The 18,772-nt window shown below is 39.0% G+C and carries 16 protein-coding genes; 10 read left to right on the forward strand and 6 right to left on the reverse strand.

The window, feature by feature from the left end:
• Positions 1-42: 42 nt before the first annotated feature.
• Positions 43-498, reverse strand: coding sequence for a PaaI family thioesterase (locus tag F9802_RS06110; protein WP_152150256.1), 456 nt, complete (start codon positions 496-498; stop codon positions 43-45).
• Positions 499-1,032: 534 nt separating this feature from the next.
• Between F9802_RS06110 and F9802_RS06115 the strand changes: the two genes are divergently transcribed.
• Positions 1,033-1,263: a hypothetical protein gene (locus F9802_RS06115; RefSeq protein ID WP_152150257.1), complete on the forward strand. Its 231-nt coding sequence runs from the start codon at positions 1,033-1,035 to the stop codon at positions 1,261-1,263.
• Positions 1,264-1,535: 272 nt separating this feature from the next.
• On the opposite strand, the gene F9802_RS06120 is transcribed toward F9802_RS06115, so the two are convergent.
• The 5 genes from F9802_RS06120 to F9802_RS06140 all read right to left on the reverse strand — a co-directional run bounded on the left by F9802_RS06120 (position 1,536) and on the right by F9802_RS06140 (position 7,110).
• Positions 1,536-2,675, reverse strand: coding sequence for an alpha-hydroxy-acid oxidizing protein (locus tag F9802_RS06120; RefSeq protein WP_152150258.1), 1,140 nt, complete (start codon positions 2,673-2,675; stop codon positions 1,536-1,538).
• Positions 2,676-2,831: 156 nt separating this feature from the next.
• Positions 2,832-4,244 (reverse strand): sodium:solute symporter, encoded by a 1,413-nt coding sequence (locus F9802_RS06125; protein ID WP_152150259.1) that lies wholly within the window; start codon positions 4,242-4,244, stop codon positions 2,832-2,834.
• A gap of 185 nt (positions 4,245-4,429) precedes the next feature.
• Positions 4,430-5,416: a C-terminal binding protein gene (locus F9802_RS06130; protein ID WP_152150260.1), complete on the reverse strand. Its 987-nt coding sequence runs from the start codon at positions 5,414-5,416 to the stop codon at positions 4,430-4,432.
• Positions 5,417-5,435: 19 nt separating this feature from the next.
• A complete protein-coding gene (gene hisC / locus F9802_RS06135; protein WP_152150261.1) occupies positions 5,436-6,545 on the reverse strand; it encodes a histidinol-phosphate transaminase in 1,110 nt (369 codons plus the stop codon).
• A 358-nt stretch (positions 6,546-6,903) separates the two neighbouring features.
• Positions 6,904-7,110, reverse strand: a complete 207-nt coding sequence (locus tag F9802_RS06140) for a M48 metallopeptidase family protein (protein ID WP_318636105.1) — start codon at positions 7,108-7,110, stop codon at positions 6,904-6,906.
• A 309-nt stretch (positions 7,111-7,419) separates the two neighbouring features.
• Here F9802_RS06140 and F9802_RS06145 point away from each other — a divergent pair, with 309 nt between their 5' ends.
• The 9 genes from F9802_RS06145 to F9802_RS06185 form a co-directional block, all read left to right on the forward strand.
• Positions 7,420-8,628, forward strand: coding sequence for a CdaR family transcriptional regulator (locus F9802_RS06145; RefSeq protein ID WP_152150263.1), 1,209 nt, complete (start codon positions 7,420-7,422; stop codon positions 8,626-8,628).
• 177 nt (positions 8,629-8,805) lie between these two features.
• On the forward strand, positions 8,806-10,056 hold the full coding sequence (locus tag F9802_RS06150) for an NAD(P)/FAD-dependent oxidoreductase (protein WP_152150264.1): 1,251 nt from the start codon (positions 8,806-8,808) through the stop codon (positions 10,054-10,056).
• Positions 10,057-10,086: 30 nt separating this feature from the next.
• Positions 10,087-11,538 carry a sodium:solute symporter family protein gene (locus tag F9802_RS06155; protein ID WP_152150265.1) on the forward strand — a complete coding sequence of 484 codons (1,452 nt, stop codon included), beginning with the start codon at positions 10,087-10,089 and terminating at the stop codon, positions 11,536-11,538.
• Positions 11,539-11,783: 245 nt separating this feature from the next.
• The gene (gene solA / locus F9802_RS06160; protein WP_152150266.1) at positions 11,784-12,929 is read left to right on the forward strand and encodes an N-methyl-L-tryptophan oxidase; all 1,146 of its coding nucleotides are present in this window, start codon (positions 11,784-11,786) and stop codon (positions 12,927-12,929) included.
• A gap of 508 nt (positions 12,930-13,437) precedes the next feature.
• Complete coding sequence (locus tag F9802_RS06165; protein ID WP_225435203.1) at positions 13,438-14,091, forward strand: TetR/AcrR family transcriptional regulator; 654 nt, start codon at positions 13,438-13,440, stop codon at positions 14,089-14,091.
• A 1,007-nt stretch (positions 14,092-15,098) separates the two neighbouring features.
• Positions 15,099-16,442: an MFS transporter gene (locus tag F9802_RS06170; protein ID WP_225435204.1), complete on the forward strand. Its 1,344-nt coding sequence runs from the start codon at positions 15,099-15,101 to the stop codon at positions 16,440-16,442.
• 35 nt (positions 16,443-16,477) lie between these two features.
• Positions 16,478-17,644, forward strand: coding sequence for an N-methyl-L-tryptophan oxidase (solA, locus tag F9802_RS06175; RefSeq protein ID WP_152150268.1), 1,167 nt, complete (start codon positions 16,478-16,480; stop codon positions 17,642-17,644).
• 347 nt (positions 17,645-17,991) lie between these two features.
• Positions 17,992-18,426: a MarR family winged helix-turn-helix transcriptional regulator gene (locus tag F9802_RS06180; protein ID WP_152150269.1), complete on the forward strand. Its 435-nt coding sequence runs from the start codon at positions 17,992-17,994 to the stop codon at positions 18,424-18,426.
• A 227-nt stretch (positions 18,427-18,653) separates the two neighbouring features.
• A partial coding sequence (locus tag F9802_RS06185) for a VOC family protein (RefSeq protein WP_191991985.1) occupies positions 18,654-18,772 on the forward strand: 119 nt, incomplete at its 3' end.

An 18,772-nucleotide genomic window follows, 5' to 3' on the forward strand; every position in this document is an offset into this window, starting at 1 on the left:
AAAAATGTGCAAGGGCTGCCTCAAGGACAGCTCTTGCACCACTTAAACATGCTCATCAAGTTCTATAAAATAATGATCCTTACGGTAAGACACTGCCTCCATAGTAGCTATCAGATTTCGTCCATGTAAGATATCGATTCGATAGAACCCTGTACGATAGTTTCGTTTTACTTCCGTTGCACGGGCGACTATCTTGTCTCCAGGTTTAGCTGATTCAATAAACTGGATTGTTGTCGAGAGTCCCAATGATGTTTTTCCATATGCATTACAGGCTACGGAAAAAGCATGATCTGCTAAAGCATAAATAACTGCCCCATGAACAGTTCCATATGCATTTACCATATGACTTTGCACTTCCAGCATTGCCTCTGCAAAACCAGCCTCAAACTTTGTTAACTGAATGCCTAACGACTGAGCATATGGATCGTTTTTTACTTGTTTGTAAATTTGCTCGTAGTGTTTTTCATAAATTTGATACTCATCAATTTTCTTCTTCACCTATAATACCCCTTTAATTTATTGAATATTTTACTCCCATCACCATTGATTGAAGAAATGGTAATACGAGAGGAATCTCTTATCATTGCGGGCAGACCACTCCTGATAAGTATTTGCGCATTGCACTTTCTTCTACAAACTCATTGGAAGAGTTAAAAATAGGCTTAAAAATATTAAAACAATATCTCAGCTAATTCAAAAAGATAGAAGATTCAATATTTTAAATTTTGTTCAGCAATCCTACAAAATGGACCGATTGCTGAACAAAATCAAAAAAGCACTCTTTATCAAAAAACAACTTGTTGATATTTCATAGATGCTATTATTTGTTCCAAAACTCATTTAAATATCTGGATATGGAAGGCATTGAAATGCGCGACCCGATCTAGCTGCTAGACAGCAAGTTTAATGAAGAAGTGGAGAAAAATGTGCTTCCTGGATCTAAGGCAGCATAGATGAAACACGCCATGCCATAAGGAAAGAAATCAGCGCTCGGAGATTTACTATACGAAAATCTCCGAGCGCTTAGAAACATTGCTGGAACGATTTAAAGAACGCCAGTTGACGATTGATGAATTATTGGAAGCGTATAAGCAGATGCGCGATGAAACGGTTGAAAAGGAAGCCGGTAAAACAAAGAGCGGGCTGACAAAAGAACAGGAACCGTATTTCAATAAATTCATGGAAGTGTATGAGGAGCGGGGGGAGGAAGCAGAGCTGAAAGAATGGTCCGTTGACGTGCATCAATATTTTGAAGCGCGGTAACCGCTATTCCTGACTGGAAATTGAAACTGGATTTCCGCCGTAAACTAAACGCGGATCTCAAGGTGCTTTGTTAAAGAAAACGAAAAACCTAGATGAAGCGAACATGCTTTGTGGCTATTTCTCGGCTTTAGCTGAAACGCAATTTTAATAATATTGTTAATCCGGGGTAAACCTTTTCTTAAAATTCAAGGAATGGATATTACAACATAAAAAGCAGACAAAGACTAATGTAAAATGAAGTCTTTGTCTGCTTTGTCGAGCATTTGCTCTATTTATTCTCTTACCATCTTAAGTCTGCCGATTTGTGATAAATTGGCGATGCCAGAAAGGGCCAAGGTGGTTTCTGTCTCGTGGAAAAAGCGTTCGAATACTTTTTCCACACCTTGCTGTCCATTTGCAGCTAAACCGTAAAGAAAAGGACGGCCAATTAGAACGGCGTCAGCCCCTAATGCAAAAGCTTTGACGGCATCAATGCCGCGCCGGATGCCGCTGTCCAGCAGAATAGGCACTCTTTTTTGGACAGCTTCGGCAATGGAAGGAAGCGCATCAATGGAGGCAATGACCCCATCAAGCTGCCGGCCGCCGTGATTGGAAACAATGATGCCGTCAACGCCATATTCAAGTGCTGTCAGCGCATCTTCTGGATGCAAAATACCTTTTAGTAAAATAGGCAGGTTTGTCTTCTCTTTTAGCTTGGCGATGTGTTTCCAATGAAGGGAAGGAGTAAGCATGTTCTTCAAAACTGCTGCGACAATAGATTCCTCATCTTGGCTTGTCAGTGACTTCATAAACACAGGATCGCTTATATAATTGGCTTTCCCGAAACCTTTGGCAATCGGCGAAAATTGATTGCGAATATCTACTTCACGGAATCCCGGCATAACAGTGTCCACGGTAACAACAATTGCCTCATAACCGGCTTTTTCTGCTCTTTCCACCATGCTGAAAGAAATTTCTTCGTTACTAGACCAGTATAGTTGAAACCAATTGGAGCCATCCGGGGCAGCCGCGGCCACTTCTTCGATCGAATGGCTTGCCACTGTGCTTAATACGAAAGGAATATTCATAGCGGCTGCAGCTTTAGCCGATGCCAGCTCTCCTTCAATATGAGCGAGCTTTTGTACGCCGATTGGTGCGAGTAAAAACGGTCGGGGGTACGTGCGCCCGAATAGAGTGATACTCATATCTGCTTCAGATACGTCGCTCAGCGTTCTCGGAACAGTCGCCCATTTTGCGAAAGCTTCTACATTTCTTCTCGCTGTTTCTTCTCTTCCCGCACTAGAGCTGGCATAACCATAGCCGCCTTCAAACATCATGCCGGCTGCTTTTTCTTCCCACTCTTCAAATGAGATCGGAAAATCTATTTCTTCATCCGGGCTTTTTACTAATCCAATTTGATTGTTATTACTCATATTCAATACCTCACTTTAGTAGATGTGTTTACAAAACTGTAACATTGCATGAACTTTAATAAGAATTAGGAATATTCAATAGCGTTCTTTCTCTTGACTCGTTTCTTTGAATCTGGATACAAGACACTCTCAAAATGGATGCATTTATGAAAGCGCTTAACCTTTTATGTCCGCATCTAATCCTTCCATTTCAAGCTCTTGAGAAGGAGCAGTTAAATATGACATCGACACAATGGTAATAAGGCTGACTCCTAATCCGCATAAAATGGGAATGACGGAGCTGGATCCATATAATATCAATCCGATCACTACAACGACAGAGCTGGATAAAATAGAATAGAAGGCTGCTTTAGCTGTGGTTTTCTTCCAAAAGAATCCGAGAACAATAGGGAAGAATAATGAGCCAGATAAAATGGCAAAAGCTGTGTCTAAAGCTACCAGAACACTCTGAATCCAAAGGGCGAGAATAATTGAAATAACGCCGATTGTTAATGTGGTCATCCGTGAAACCATGAGAACTCGCTTATCATTTAAATCCTGCTTGGTAAAGCGTATAATTATATCATTAACAATAGTCGTCGAGGTGGCTATTAATGTTCCTGAAGCAGTAGACATTAAGGCAGAGAGCACACTGGCTACCACAATTCCAAATAACCCCGCTGGAAGTGTAGCTTCAGCTATAGCCGCAAAAGCATCTTGCGGGTTATCCAATTGAGGAAGTAGAGCAAAGGCACACATGCCAATGATACTCACAGCGATAGCATACAAATAAGCGTACCCCGCTGCTCCCAATAGACCGTATTTAGCTATTTTGGACGTTCGAGCTGTGAAAAGCCGTTGCCACATGTCCTGACCAACAACAATACTAAGGGTATACAACAATAAACTTTTAAGAATAAATGCTGCACCTATGCTGTTCCATTCAAAATAAGCGGATGGGATTTGTTCATGCAGTGCTGTCCATCCACCTACTTTTGAAAGGCTTATCGGCAGCATAACAAAGAAAATTCCCGCAGTCATTATGACTAATTGGATAATATCTGTCATGCTGATAGACCACATTCCACCGAGCACAGTATAAAATAATACAGCGCCTCCCCCGACTATCATAGAAAGCGCTAGATCCCAGCCAAGCCATACATGTAAAACAGTCCCCATCCCCGCGACTTGCCCTACTGTAAGCATGAAGGTATACGTACAAGAAACCAAGGAACTTATTATCCTTGCTTCTACATTAAAACGTTTTTCTAACATCTCGCTCATAGTCGTCACTTTTTGACCATGTATTTTTTTAGCAAAAAAGACGCCAAGTAGAACCATACCTGTCCCTATTCCAAGCAAATACCACATGCCCGATATTCCAGATTCATAAGCTAATGTTGCTGTTCCAAGCGTAGAGCCGCCGCCAATTATTAAGGCGGCTACACAAGCGAGATACAAACGCATGCCTAGATTTCTGCCTGCAACCGCATAATCTTCTGCCGTCTTCGCCCGTCTTGCACCCCATACTCCAAAAAAAACAATAACAGCAAAATAAGCAACCATTACTAAAATATCTAAACTGTTCACTATATTCCTCCCCGGTAGTAATAACAATTAATATTTTTCTAAAAAGGTGTCCATCTTAAGATGAATTTCTGAACACCCTTTCACAAGAGGTTTGCTTCAAAGTAAAATTAAGCGTGATAAAGAGGTCCGCGCCAAATAAAAACGATTGTGGCCTCTACCAAATAAAGAACTATGACCTAAGTTTATTAAACTTTCATCTGCGGCTCGTTCAAGGTGTGGGATAAAGGTTTTCCTGAAACTCCATCTATAATAGCTTGTGTTGTTTTTTCCCTTAACTGAGAGATAGATTCTTCTGAAAAGTATGAAGCGTGAGGCGTGATCAGTACTTCTTCCATCGCCAGCAACGGATGATCCGGTGCTGGGGGTTCCTGTTCTAAAACATCGAGCCCTGCTCCAGCTATGTGTCCTTCTTCAATCAGCTTCTTTAAATCATTCTCGTTTATTACACCACCACGGCATGTGTTAATCACAAATGCTCCTTTAGGCAGCTGCTTGAGTCGCTCATAATTGAGAAGGTTTTTCGTCTCTGGCGTCAATGGCACATGAAGACTGAGAACGTGTGATTGCTTCAGAAGATCATCTAACGATACAGATTCCACTCCATGTTGATCGAAGACTTCTTTAGAAATATACTCATCATGGGCTAAGCGGCGGACATCGAATGGCTTCATCTTTGCGGAAACCATACGGGCAATGCGGCCAAAGCCAAGCAGCCCTACCGTTCTTTCACTGAACCGATGAATCGGCAGCGTATCCAAAGGATCCCATTTTCCTTCTCTAACTTTGCGGTTATATGAAGATAAGCGGCGGGTCACCGAAAGTATGAGAGCAACCGTATGATTGGAAACCTCCTCCGCACAATAATCCGGCACATGCGAAACAGTAATTCCTTTTTGAGTAGCCGCCTCTACATCTACATGGTTATAGCCCACTCCCGATATAGAGATGACTTTGCAAGACTCCAGCCTTTCAATGAGGTCTGCTCTGCATTGAAACCCTACTTGCGCTACTACACCATCCGCATAAGGAGCATAAAGAGGCAAATCTTCTTCCAGGTTTTCCGACCGTGTTACCTTGACCTCAAAATTGTATTGTTCATACATACTTTTTTCTAACTCATGGTTATTCCATTCATCGTCTAAAATCCAAACTAAATACCGTCCGTCTTTCACTCTATTTTCTCTCCCTTTTTTATGATGTAGTTAGTTTATAGCTTGCTTTGCGTAACGCTTTGATGAGTCGTTCATTCTGCTCAGATGAACCGATAGTAATACGAGCGTGTGTCTGCAAGCCCCATGCGATACAAGGACGGATGAGTATGCCTTCTTTCATCAACGCTTCAAAAAGCTGCATGACATCTTCTTTTAAATCTACAAACAGAAAATTAGCGTGCGATTCGGTCACATGATAACCAAAAGCTCGAAGTTCTTTTATCAGCATTTTCATCTCTTGCTTGTTTTTCTGCAGCGTCTTGTTTTTATATTCTTCATCATCGAGAGCAGCGACAGCGCCCGCATTCGCAATGCGGTTTGCTGCAAAAGGTTCCCTTACGGCTTGTACAGGAGCAATATGCTCTTTACTTGCAGCTGCATATCCAATTCTCGTTCCAGCCAATCCATACAATTTTGAAAATGTACGAACGAAGATTACCGGATACCCTGCTTTTACAAAGTCAGGGCCTGTGCGGTATCCTTCACGCCCGATGAACTCAGCGTAGGCTTCATCCAGCACCACGACAACGTGCGGCGGTACTTGTTTCAGAAATGTTTCAAGTTGATCTTCTTCCACAATCGTACCGGTCGGGTTATTAGGATTACAGATAAAAATAAGTTTAGTCTTATCATTAACTGCGGAGAGAATCGCCTGAAGGTCAAACGTATAAACCTCAGTAGTAGGAACCTCTACCGGCGTTCCTTCCATGAGTAGTGTAATCGTTCTGTAGGCGGGAAATGTAGGGGTGCAATAGATGACTTCATCACCAGGATTGATGTAGGCGCTTCCAATTAACGTAATAACATTGTCGGCACCATTTCCTACTATGATTTGATCAGAATCAATATTGTGTAAGTTTCCGAGCTTTTTTCGAAGTTCTCTGCATGTTGCCTCTGGATACAGCTGGCTGTCCAGCACAGCTTGTTGCATCGCTTCGACCGCTTTCGGTGATGGCCCAAATGGATTTTCATTAGAAGCTAAACGAATAATCTCTTCTAATCCTAATTCTTTTTTTACATCTTCGATCGCCTTTCCTGGAATGTACGGCTTTAACTTTGTTGCACTTCTACGCCATAGTTCTTGATTCAATGATTGATACCTCCTGACATATGATTAATGCTACTTCCTATTTTGCTTCTTCTGCTAGACGAATCGCTTCATCCATCTTTTCGTATTCAGTTTAGTCCTTTGATAACGTTTCACTCGGCTTTGTGTAGTTATACTTATTTCTTTATGCCTTCTATTTGTGTTAATTTCATTTTAATACTGAATATTCAGAAAATAAATTATAATTTAATGATACTTTTATGATTTTTTTAAAAACAAGCTCTTTTATATTTGGAAAATCAACATTATAAGACGTATTTTTGATCAAATTTTTTAATAAACCAACAATAATTGATTATTTTATAAAAAAAGAAGGGAGGGTGCTCTTCTTTTTGTACTCTTATACATAAAGCTGGCCACCGTTTACCTGCAGCCATTCTTTTCTTTCTTCGTAATCTGGCAGCAGCACCCGTGATGTACCCCAGTATGCCTGTGTATGATTCATTTCCTTCAAATGCGCGAGTTCATGTGCCAGCACATAATCGACCATCGAAACGGGCGCTAAAAAGATGCGCCAATTCAGAAGAAAAAAGAGATGGACCTGTATACTAGTGTCTCACTAGCTTTAGATCCCATCTCTTTATTACATAAAAAATAACCCAACTCCAGCCTCAGTAGCGAAGAAAGGTTATCTTTTTAAGTATTATCAGCTTCACCGAAGTAGCAAAGAAAATAATACTTAACCGTATCATTAAATTAAGTTAATCGTAACTTTATTGTTTTTGATATTTCCTCGGTCTAATTTCTGCACACAAAACCTCCCTGGAGAACAAATATTATGAGAAAATAAAAAATAAGAAAAAATTCATATGAGTAATTTAACGGCAAAGCGTGAAATCCAAGGGGGGGTACAAGTATGTTAGAAGATATTGCGCAGAAGATCGCCGCTTCAACGAGCGAGATTGTTGGCCACGAAGTGATTATAACTGATGAACGCTCCATAATCATTGGTTCGAGTGATCCTTCCAGGCTGGGTGATTTCCATGAAGCATCTGTTCAAATCATTAAGACAGGTAAGCCTAACCCGGATACGATGAATATCGATAAAATGGAAGGAACCAAACCGGGGTTTGCTTTGCCCATTGAACTGTTCAATAAAAACATTGGTTCATTCGGGATAACAGGTGAAAAAGAAAAGGTAAAGAAATATTGTTATCTCTTAAAAAAGTATATCGAAACGATGCTTTATCAAGAAATGTATATGAAATCCACACTTCTTCGGGAACAAGCAGTGAAAAACTTAATACAGGAGATTTCCGTTTTTGATCCTAAGAAAAGCGATGAGTCTTACTTGCTGTCCAGAGGCCACGAACTAGGGTATGACTTGCAGCCACCGCATATAGCAATTGTGGTCGACCTCTTCCGTTTTGAAGAAGTCACGAAACAAATATATGAAAAAGCGGAGGGGCAACAATCCGCTGAGATGCAAATTCAATCGTTTAAGTTGGATGTGTTAGCGATTATACAAAGGACTTTTCGCAAGCCTAATGATTTAATTGCTGCTATGCAAGACGATAAATTTATTATTTTGCCCGCCTTGTCTGTCCAGTTTTCGGAAAGCAGAGTAATCAAAGAGATTAAAGATAAGTGTTTGAGTATGATCTCTGAATTTGAAACAAAAGGGTTTTCTGCATCCATTGGGATCGGCGCTATCGCAAAGAATATTAACGAATTAAGCCAGTCCTATAAAGATGCATGGAGAGCTTTGAAAATCGGAAAAAAGCTGAACGCTTCTCCGGGCGTCTTTTTTATTCACGATTTGTTTTTTGAAGACTTAGTATCAAGTATTCAAAAAGATTTATCCAAGCGCTACATATTAAATATGCTGACCACCTTGCAGGAGCAGCCTGACTGGGAAGACTTATCAAAAACTATTTGCGCATGGTGTGAATCAGGATTTAACCAAAAAAACGCCGCCAATATGTTATTCATTCACAGAAATACGTTGCATTATCGCTTGAATAAAATCCATGAAATCAGCGGTATTGATCTAAAAAATTATAAGAATGCTTTCATGCTTTATCTTGCAGTACTGATGGCTAATATGGGTACTCCTGAGGTATAAATTTACTTTACGAAACCTAGTAACTGTTTATGATTGTGCAAAAAGCGAAAAAATTTCTATAAAATGCTCTTAAATATTGGGCACATGAAACAATGTATAATTCGTTCTCCAATAATAAAATTAAATAAATTATCAGAAAATTTAAAAATGCGTTTTTCAAGAAAGGAGCATATGGGCATGAAAGAGAAAGTTGTTATTATTGGAGGCGGCATCATTGGTCTTTCAAGTGCTTATTACCTGACACAAAAGGGATTTGAGGTGATTGTTCTTGATAAAGGAGAATTTGGAGAGGCGTGCTCGAAAGGAAATCAAGGATGGATATGCCCTGCTTTACATGAACCTGTTCCGGCTCCGGGTTTAATGACAGAATCATTTAAGATGCTGCTGCAAAAAGACAGCCCTTTGTATATTAAGCCCTCTGCGCTCCCGCAGTTATCCGGCTGGGTGACCCAGTTTATGAAGTATTGTAATGAACGTGACTTTGAAGCGGGAGAAACGGCCCTTTTAACACTCAGTCAGTCAACACTAAAATTGTTTGATTCGCTTCAATCTGAAGGCTTGGACTTTGAATTGCATAAGAAAGGGATATTATTCGCTTTTTTGAATCAGGAAAACCTCAATCAAAAAATGAAAAGGTTAGAAAACGGAGCGGATGCTCATGGCCATGAATCCCCAGTTACTCTAAGTGCAGCAGAAGTGCAGGAGCTTGAACCAAGTCTGTCTAATAGAGTGATCGGGGGGATTTTGCTTTCAAAACAGTATCATATTAGACCGGAAACTTTTTCTAAAGCGCTTACAAAACGGTTGCTCGCTTCAGGCGCTGATTTACGGGCAAACACAGAAGTGATCGATATCGAAAGACAAGACAAGGAAGTCATTGCTGTTAAAACAAAAACAGAGCGGATCGAAGCGGATCATTTCCTAATAGCTACTGGAGCGTGGTCAGGCACTTTGGCAAAGAGAATAGGATACAGCCTCCCTTTAACCGCTGGCAAAGGCTATAGCATCACGACAACTAATCCAACAGTAAAAATCCAGCGTCCTCTTTACTTGGGTGATGTGAAAGCGGGGATCACGCCGTTTAACAACGCTGTAAGAATAGGCGGAACAATGGAATTGTCGGGAATTAACACTAATCTTGATAAAAAGCGGGTACAAGGGATCCGATCCGCCGTTTCCAATTATCTAAATGAAAATTTAACAGGTGATACAGAAGAAGAATGGACAGGGATGCGGCCGATGACTCCGGATGGGCTCCCGGTTTTAGGGAGAGTGCCAAACTATAAAAACCTTTTCGTTTCAACCGGTCATGGGATGGTTGGTATGGCAATGGCGCCTGCTACAGGAAAGATTATGTCGGATTTGATCCATTCGGGACAAACCGAATTTAATATACAGCCATTTGAACCGAACCGCTTTGCTGTATGAGTAACGAATAATGAAAATACAGGGGGGATAATGATGCTAAGTGGGCTAGACCTTGGCATATTAGTTGTTTATATGTTAGTCGTTTTATGGATTGGTTATTATACTATGAATAAAATTACATCCTTTAGCGACTATTCTGTTGCAGGGAGATCAATGCCGTTTGCTTTAATTTTTGCCACAATTGGCGCTACATTAGCCGGTGGAGGAGCAACGGTCGGCAGGGTCTCGTTTGTTTATGAAACAGGTATTGTTGTTTTTCTGGCGCTCTTAGGAGTTGTAATAAGCCAGGTTCTCATTGGATTCTTTGTAGCACCGCGTATAAGTAAAATGAAAGACATTTATACCATTGGAGATATTATGGATTTTTATTTTGGGCGATCAGGCCAACTTATATCTAGTGTCTTAGCATTCTTGTTCATGGCAAGTATGTTTGGTGTTCAGGTCTTGGCTCTTGGGCGTATTTTAGAACCTGTAATCAGTTTGCCTTTCATTGCTTTAACTGTTATTGGTGCCTTGATAACAATTGCATATACGTGGGCAGGAGGTATGTTAGCTGTCATTTATACGGATGCCATCCAGTTTATAATTCTTGTTGGCAGTATGGCCACAGCAGCAATAATAGGTGTTAACAAAATGGGAGGCATGACAGAAATAATTGATAAAGTGGGAGCAATTGATACAGAACACTTAGTCTTTTTTGGAGGACCATGGACAATTGGTGTATTTATAGCAACATTCTTGAGTTTTCTCTTAGGAGAGGCGCTAGCCCCACATTATATACAAAGATATGCATCATCTAAAACAGCAAATGTTAGTAAATGGAGCACTGTATCATTCGCTATTATGTATATTTTTCTTACCATCGTAATAATGGTGATTGGATTGATTGGGTTTGTTAAATTCCCAGGAATTAACGGCGATGTGGTATTTGTTACTTATGCACAAAAATACTTGCCAGTTGGCATTATAGGTTTAGTATTTGGAGGATTACTTGCAGCAGTAATGTCAACAGGAAGTTCCATTTTAAATACCGCAGCAGTTATTTTCACAAGAGATATTTACGGTAAAGTTATAAATAGGAACGCTGATGACAAGAGTTTATTGAAATGGACAAAATACGCAACTTTAATTGTTGGAGTTGGCGGAATACTTGTATCTCTATTTATACCTAGCGTTATGGGTTTAATGCTGTATGCTTTCCAGTTATGGGCTCCATCCATACTGCCTCCAATGTGCATAGCTATACTTTGGGGAGGACCTTTAGAACGCAAAGTATCTCCATACGCTGGACCGCCTGCAATAATAGCGGGACTGCTTATAACAATTGTCTGGTTGAACTTTTTGGGAGAACCTTTTGGGATTCCAGCTATCGCAGTAGGTATTGTCACTAACCTAGTTGTTTTTTGGATTACTCACCTCATGACATCGCATAAAATTCCTCATGACTATCAAACCTTGCCTTCAGAGAAAGTGGATGCATAAAAGACAGAATAGGCAATTTTTAAAAGCCCAATTACCTATTTAAGAAGGGGGCGGAAAAATGAGTATATGGGATCTTATCGTTTATTTCTCAGCTGCTGTTTGTTATGTGGCAGCAGCAACGGTAATAGTCGGTTGGATAAAGCACGCCATGAATAAATAGAATATTCCATCACTTCTGCGATCTTTTAAAGTCAAAAAGCAGGATTACAAGTCACTAATTTTAGCTGAAAGGGAGATTCCCTGTTATGAAAAAGCATTATAGTGTAATTGTTATTGGCGCTGGATCTGTCGGAATGGCAACAGGATTCTATTTAGCCAGAAAGGGGATCGATACCTTATTAATTGATGCATTTGATCCCCCGCATGGCAAGGGCAGCCACCATGGAGAAACCCGGTTAATTCGTCATGCTACTGGTGAAGGTAGACAATATGTTGATCTTGCTCTCAGAGCACAGAGTTTGTGGTATCAATTGGAAGAAGAAATCGGCAAAATGTTATTTATTCCATCTGGAACTCTCATAGTGGGAGAAGGTGATGCCTCCTTTATAAAGGAAACAGTAAAAAGTGCCAACGAACATTCTTTATCTTTAGAGAAACTAAATGCGGATGAAATTCATAAAAGATGGCCTGGATTTTCAATTCCTGAGCACTTTGTTGGCTATTTTGAATCAGCCTCCGGTGCACTCCTTAATGAAGAATGTATAAATGCGTACAGAGAATTAGGCACAAAACATAATGCTGCGCTAAAAACAAATACAAAAGTGAACAGTATTGATTTTTCAGTCAACGGAGTTGTTGTAAAAACAACAAACGATACTTTCTATGCTGATAAAGTTGTTATTTCCGCGGGAGCTTGGACAGGGAAGGTTCTTTCGTCATTAGGATTGCCGTTACAGCCAATGCGTAAAACTCTAGGATGGTTTGAACCTAATAACATGTATTATCAGCATCCTATGTTACCTTGTTTTTATTTTAGTTTCGAAAACCAAAAGTATTATGGCTTTCCAAGTATAGACGGCAGCGGTGTTAAGGTTGGCCGAAATGACTCCGAAAGAGAAACCGATCCTGATTTAATGAGTCAGGATTTCGGCAAATACGACAATGATGAGGGAGATTTAAGAATCTTTTTGGAAAGGTTTTTACCAGGGGCAGCAGGCAAACTTAAAAAAGGAAGATCATGCATGATTACAAAGACCCCTGATAAGGACTTTATTTTAGACCACCATCCTGAATTTCCGCATGTTATTATTGCCGGAGGCTTTTCTGGACATGGTTTTAAATATAGCAGTGTTTTAGGGGAAATGATAAGTCAGATGATAACTGATGGGCATACAACCTATGATATTTCAAAGTTTTCAATTTCAAGACCGCAGTTAACTACTGTGAACTAGTTTTAACTATGCTGGTTAGTTTAGATTCATATCGTTTTTTTATGTAGAAGAAGCCTCTTTGGAATGCTTTTATCAGATTTTCAGGCGAAATCCAATACAAAATCAAAAAGGGGTTCGGAATGAGACCATTCCGAACCCCTTTTGTCGACAAACTGAAAGTAGTAGCATATCTGCTACTACTTATTACTGACCAATTCTGCACGTTTTTTGTTACCTATGATCTTTAACGAAAAGAATCCGAGAAAAGACCAGTTGTATTATGCGTAGGAAAAACTGAAATTGGAATTAGGAAAACGGCCAACTTACTTGGAATTTCACTTAAAAGTCCATGCCGATAGTAAAGCCGGTTATTTTATACCTGAATCTATTTCACTTTGTAGATTTGACAGTTTAATAAGGTGAATTTTTATAAAAAAGGTTATGAAAAATGAGAAATTTTGTACATATCTATGTAAACTTGTATAATAAACTCACAATATTTGCAAAGTTAAGGAGAAGAGAAATGGTCATGAATCGTAAACAAATACAGGTAAATAGAATGTATCAATACTTTGTTGACGCAGCCGTTCAAATTATTGAAGAAGAAGGTATTAAAAATGTTACTGCACGAAAGGTTGCGGAGAGAGCGGGTTATACTACATCCACCATTTATAACTATTTTAAAGATCTTTCACACCTTTTATTTTTTGCTTCAATGAACCTTGTTAAAGATTATGTACAAGAAGTTAATTTATATATGAGTAAAGAAGAGAATTACTTAGATAAATATATTCTATCATGGGAATGTTTTTGTAAACATTCATTTTCTAAACCTGAAATATATTATGCACTCTTTATAGAAGATTTAGGTGAAAAACCCGATGAGTTACTTAAGCATTATTATTCTATATATCCCAGTGATTTAATTGGAGTACCAGATGAAATTAAGCCTACACTCTTTGAGCCTAACCTAGGTAAAAGAAACAAAATGTTTTTAGAAATTGAGAAGAAACATAATATTCGCTCTGAACATATAGACGATGTAAATAATATGATTATCCTTCTATGGAAAGGTATGATGTCTACACTTTTGAATAATAGAGGCAGTTATAAAAAAGAAGAAGCTACAGAAATAACAGTAAGATATATTAAGGAGCTGGCACAAAAGCTGTCAAAGGACTAATGTTGACGGAAGACTATCTTGCTAGTTCTGTATTAAGTTTTATATATGTATAAGTCAATAATCAAATAAAGCTAATAAAACAAGCCTTTTACCGGCCCACTCATCCATGTAATATTTGAGTGGGGGTCGTGGCTAAATGGCTTTCGGGCAGTTTCCGTTCTCTTGCTTCGCCCCCGGTGATGCTGCATATCTTGTTTCCCCAACATGAGGTAAAATCTTGATTCTGAAGCAATGTACACACACTGATCAGCCAACTTTCACACAAATTTGTGGCGGCAGTAAGTTGGCGTATTCCTCTTTCTTCACGACCCTAGAATTTTTTTGTTTTTCTTCTTTTTCCCTCACCGTCTGCTACCCAGCGCTTTCTCTTTTTGGCGCAGACCTTATTCTATTGTTTTTGCCCGTTTTTTCTCTTCTTTTAACCCTTTATAATGTTGTCCTCTTTCTCCTTTCATCTCATTCGACCTCCGTATTTTCTTAATTATAACACTAGAATTCTATGCGACATCTATCCTAACAGAGGGGGTGCCAAATAAATGGAATATAGCCCGCCCATATGATGAACTAAAATTGGGATTAATAATGATTAAGTGGGCTTAATTTAAAATTGACAAAAGTTTATTTGTTGATTATTATGAATATTATAAATCAATGAACACATTCATATAAAAAACACATTCCCATATGAACGTGATTTGGGAGGGGTGCTCTAAATTCGTTTTACAACAAACAAAAAAAGGGGGGAGCTAAGGTGAGTGATTATTCAAGCTTAACAAAATGTTAAAAGATTAAACGGGATTTACATAATGGCGGGACAAAGTTATGACTTAAATGTAATCGCATACATCTGATCTCGAGGGCATCCTACCATCAGATTATAGCGATAGATCAAGCAAGATAGAGCAGCCGTCCGGTTAATTCTAGTAAGTTCATATTTTTTTAAAAGACGTAACCAAAAATTTATGGGAAATGAGGGAACGTGTCTTATGCCTGAAAGGAAATTTAGGATGGATGATGCTCCACTTAACAAGTTTCATTTCAAAATTACTGCGCTTACTTTTGGGGCGAATTTTTCTGACGGTTACACTCTTGGGATTATTGGTATGGCTCTTACTTTGATTAGTCCTGAAATGAATTTAAGTCCAATGTGGGAAGGACTAATTGGAAGTTCCGCTTTAATTGGACTTTTTTTTGGCAGTTTGTTGCTCGGGGGCCTATCTGATCGAATTGGTAGACAAAAAATATTTCTTACAAACTTCTTAGTGATTACGATTGCTTCCATTCTTCAATTTTTTGTGAATGATCCAGCAACGTTGTTTATTTTACGATTAATGATAGGTTTAGCTCTTGGAGGAGATTACGCTGTGGGCACAACTTTACTCGCTGAATTTGCTCCAAGAAAATATAGGGGAGCATTGCTAGCTTCTTTAAATATAGTGTGGACAGTGGGATATGTAGTTGCAAACTTCGTTGGATTTTATATGGGGAAGGCTGGTCCTGAATCATGGCGTTGGATGCTTATTAGTGCCGCTATCCCTGCCTTCATCGTGTTGATCTTGCGAATCGGAACGCCTGAGTCACCAAGATGGCTTATCAGTAAGGGGCGTATCGAAGAAGCACAGCAGATCATTCGCAAACATATCGGAGCAAATGTAGAGATGGATAAAAATGTTGGGAACAGCCAAGCTAACGCTAGATTTTTGGATCTCTTTAGCAAAAGACTTTGGAAGCGTACGGCTTTTGGCGGGCTGTTTTATGTTTGTCAGGTCATTCCGTACTTTGCTATATACACATTTCTCCCAACTATTTTGAAATACATGGGATTCACAGAGAATTTCTCGGTATACATGTGGTTAAATATCTTCCTTCTTATTGGTTCAATTGTTGGTCTCTGGTTTTTAGAAAAATTTACTCGCAGAGGATTCACCATTGGCTCTTTTACTTTCCTTGTTGTCAGCATGTTTATGCTTAGTATTATAAGCAACCCCCTCTTAGCGATCATATTCTTCCTAGTGTTCACTTTTGTTATGGCAGCAGCTACAAACCTTGAGTTTGTATACCCATCTGAACTTTTTCCAACAGAAATCCGTGGATCCGGAATTGGTGTAGTGACGGCGATTAGCCGGATCGGCGCTGCAATTGGAACGTTTCTTCTTCCGGTTAGTATGAGTTCTTTTGGATTGCAAGCTACCATGGGTGGAATGGCGGTTATTCTTTTAATTGGTACGATCATCTCCATTGCTTGGGCACCGGAGACAAAGGCTCTCTCTTTGAGTGAGGTAAATAGTACAAGTGATTCTGCGAATGAAATAGATGAATCCTTGCATAGTTCGGTAAAAGAAAATTTGTAACAATAACTTATATTAATACTTTCAGGAGGACTGTTATGAGCACACACTTTGATGTAATCGTTGTAGGCGCAGGTTCAATGGGAATGGCGGCTGGCTATTATTTAGCCAAGCAAGGGGTTAAGACATTATTGATAGATGCATTTGATCCACCGCATTCCAGTGGCAGCCATCATGGCGACACTCGAATCATTCGTCATGCTTACGGTATGGGAAGAGAATACGTTCCTCTTGCACTTAGGGCTCAAACATTATGGGATGAACTGGAGAAAAAAACCCATCATAAAATTTTTGCACAAACGGGTGTGCTGGGATTTGGTCCTAAAGGGGAGTCAGAGTTTATTGATAAGACGATAGCAAGTGCACAAAAGCATTCGCTTCCTTACGAATTACTGTACGGTGAGGAAATAAACGAACGCTGGCCTGGTATAAATGTTCCAAAGGATTTTGTTGCTATTTTGGAGCCGAATTCAGGCGTACTATTTAGTGAAAATTGTATTCGTGCCTATCGTGAACTTGCAATAGTTAATGGGGCCACTCTTTTGACTAATACACTTGTTGAGGATATTGAAGTCTATCAAGATTCTGTAAAAGTGCAGACAAAGTACGGATCTTATACTGCGGATAAACTTGTTGTTACTACAGGAGCTTGGAACGGTAAAATGCTTGCAAAGCTTAATCTTGATTTACCACTTCGGGCATATCGTAAAACGGTTGCTTGGTTTGAGTCTAATGAATCATTGTATCATCCCGGAAATTTTCCTGTCTTTATGTCTGAAACCCCAACAGGAATATATTTCGGCTTCCCTAACTTTGGTGGAGAAGGGCTGAAAATTGGCCGCCATGATTTAGGAGAGCCAATTGATCCGGACCATAGTAAGCGTGAATTTGGAGCGTATTCGGGCGATGAAGGGGATGTACGCAGTTTCTTAGAGAGTTATATGCCACAGGCTGCAGGTGAATTAAAAGATGGACAGGTTTGTATGTATACATTTACACCAGATGAACATTTTATTGTAGACCTGCATCCAGAGTATTCTCAAGTAGCCGTTGCTGCTGGATTCTCGGGACATGGATTTAAATTTGCAAGTGTAATTGGAGAGGTATTAAGTCAATTGGCTGTGAACGGTAAAACTGAACATGATATTTCGCTCTTCTCTATCGCTCGTTCATCTTTACAACGGCCATTACAAAAAAATAATTGATTAGTAGAATGTAGATTTATCCTTTAAGGTTTTCAGCGCCGATGATAGTTAAGGGATTCCATTAGTGCGAGCAGTGCGCTGACAGGAAAATGAAAAGGGAGCGGCAAGGCTGCTCCCTTTTGTTTGCTTTTAAATATAGTTGTTTTCAATCAAAAAGCCGATTTCTGAATGTGGGTAAGGGGCTTTGTTTTTTTAAATCGTTTTGACCACATTTGGCTGCTATAACATTGCTGCAAATGATATAAATATTATCTATTGACAGTATTTAAAATCTCTGTTAAATTTACTTTGAATTAGAGATAAAATTATTCGAGACAATATATTTTTAATAAAAGGAGGGACAATAAATGGTAAAGGTAAATAATAAACTTAAAGCATTAACAGTCATGCTTCGGGCAACACAAGCTGTTCAAGAAGTCGTGAAAAAAGACATGATTCAATACGGTTTAAATCCAACCGAGTTCGGTGTTTTAGAATTGCTTTATCATAAAGGTGAGCAGCCTATACAACATATCGGTAAAAAAATTTTAATCGCAAGTAGTAGTATTACCTATGTCGTAGATAAACTAGAGAAAAAAGAATTCGTGCGTCGTAAAGCATGTCCAAAGGATCGTCGAGTGACTTATGCTGTCATTACAGAATCAGGCAAAGCATTTATGGATACCATATTTCCGAAACATGAAAAGAAAATAGATACAATCTTTGATGAGTTATCTGAAGAAGAAGTTGATGTTTTCATTAATTTGCTGAAGAGAATTGGTCATCGCTCAAAAAAAATATAAAATTTTTTTGAATATATATCTCTAAATCGAGATATATAAAAGTGAAATATTAAATAAATCATTTTACGTTTAGTAATTGGATTAGCTTTTGTAGGACACAGGGTACAAAAATTAATTGGTTCATTTATTCAGTGTGACTTGAGTAATAAATTAGCCTAAAAGGGAGAAGTACCCTGTTTTAAAAAATAAATGAGCATAATTTGAGGATCTATATGGAGGAATTTAAAATGAACGAATTAAAAGGAATACACCACGTAACAGCTATTACAAGTAGTGCAGAAAAGAACTATGAATTTTTCACTTATGTATTAGGTATGCGTTTAGTAAAGAAAACCGTTAATCAAGA

Source organism: Bacillus aerolatus, from assembly GCF_009183655.1.
Lineage (GTDB): Bacteria > Bacillota > Bacilli > Bacillales > Domibacillaceae > Pseudobacillus > Pseudobacillus aerolatus.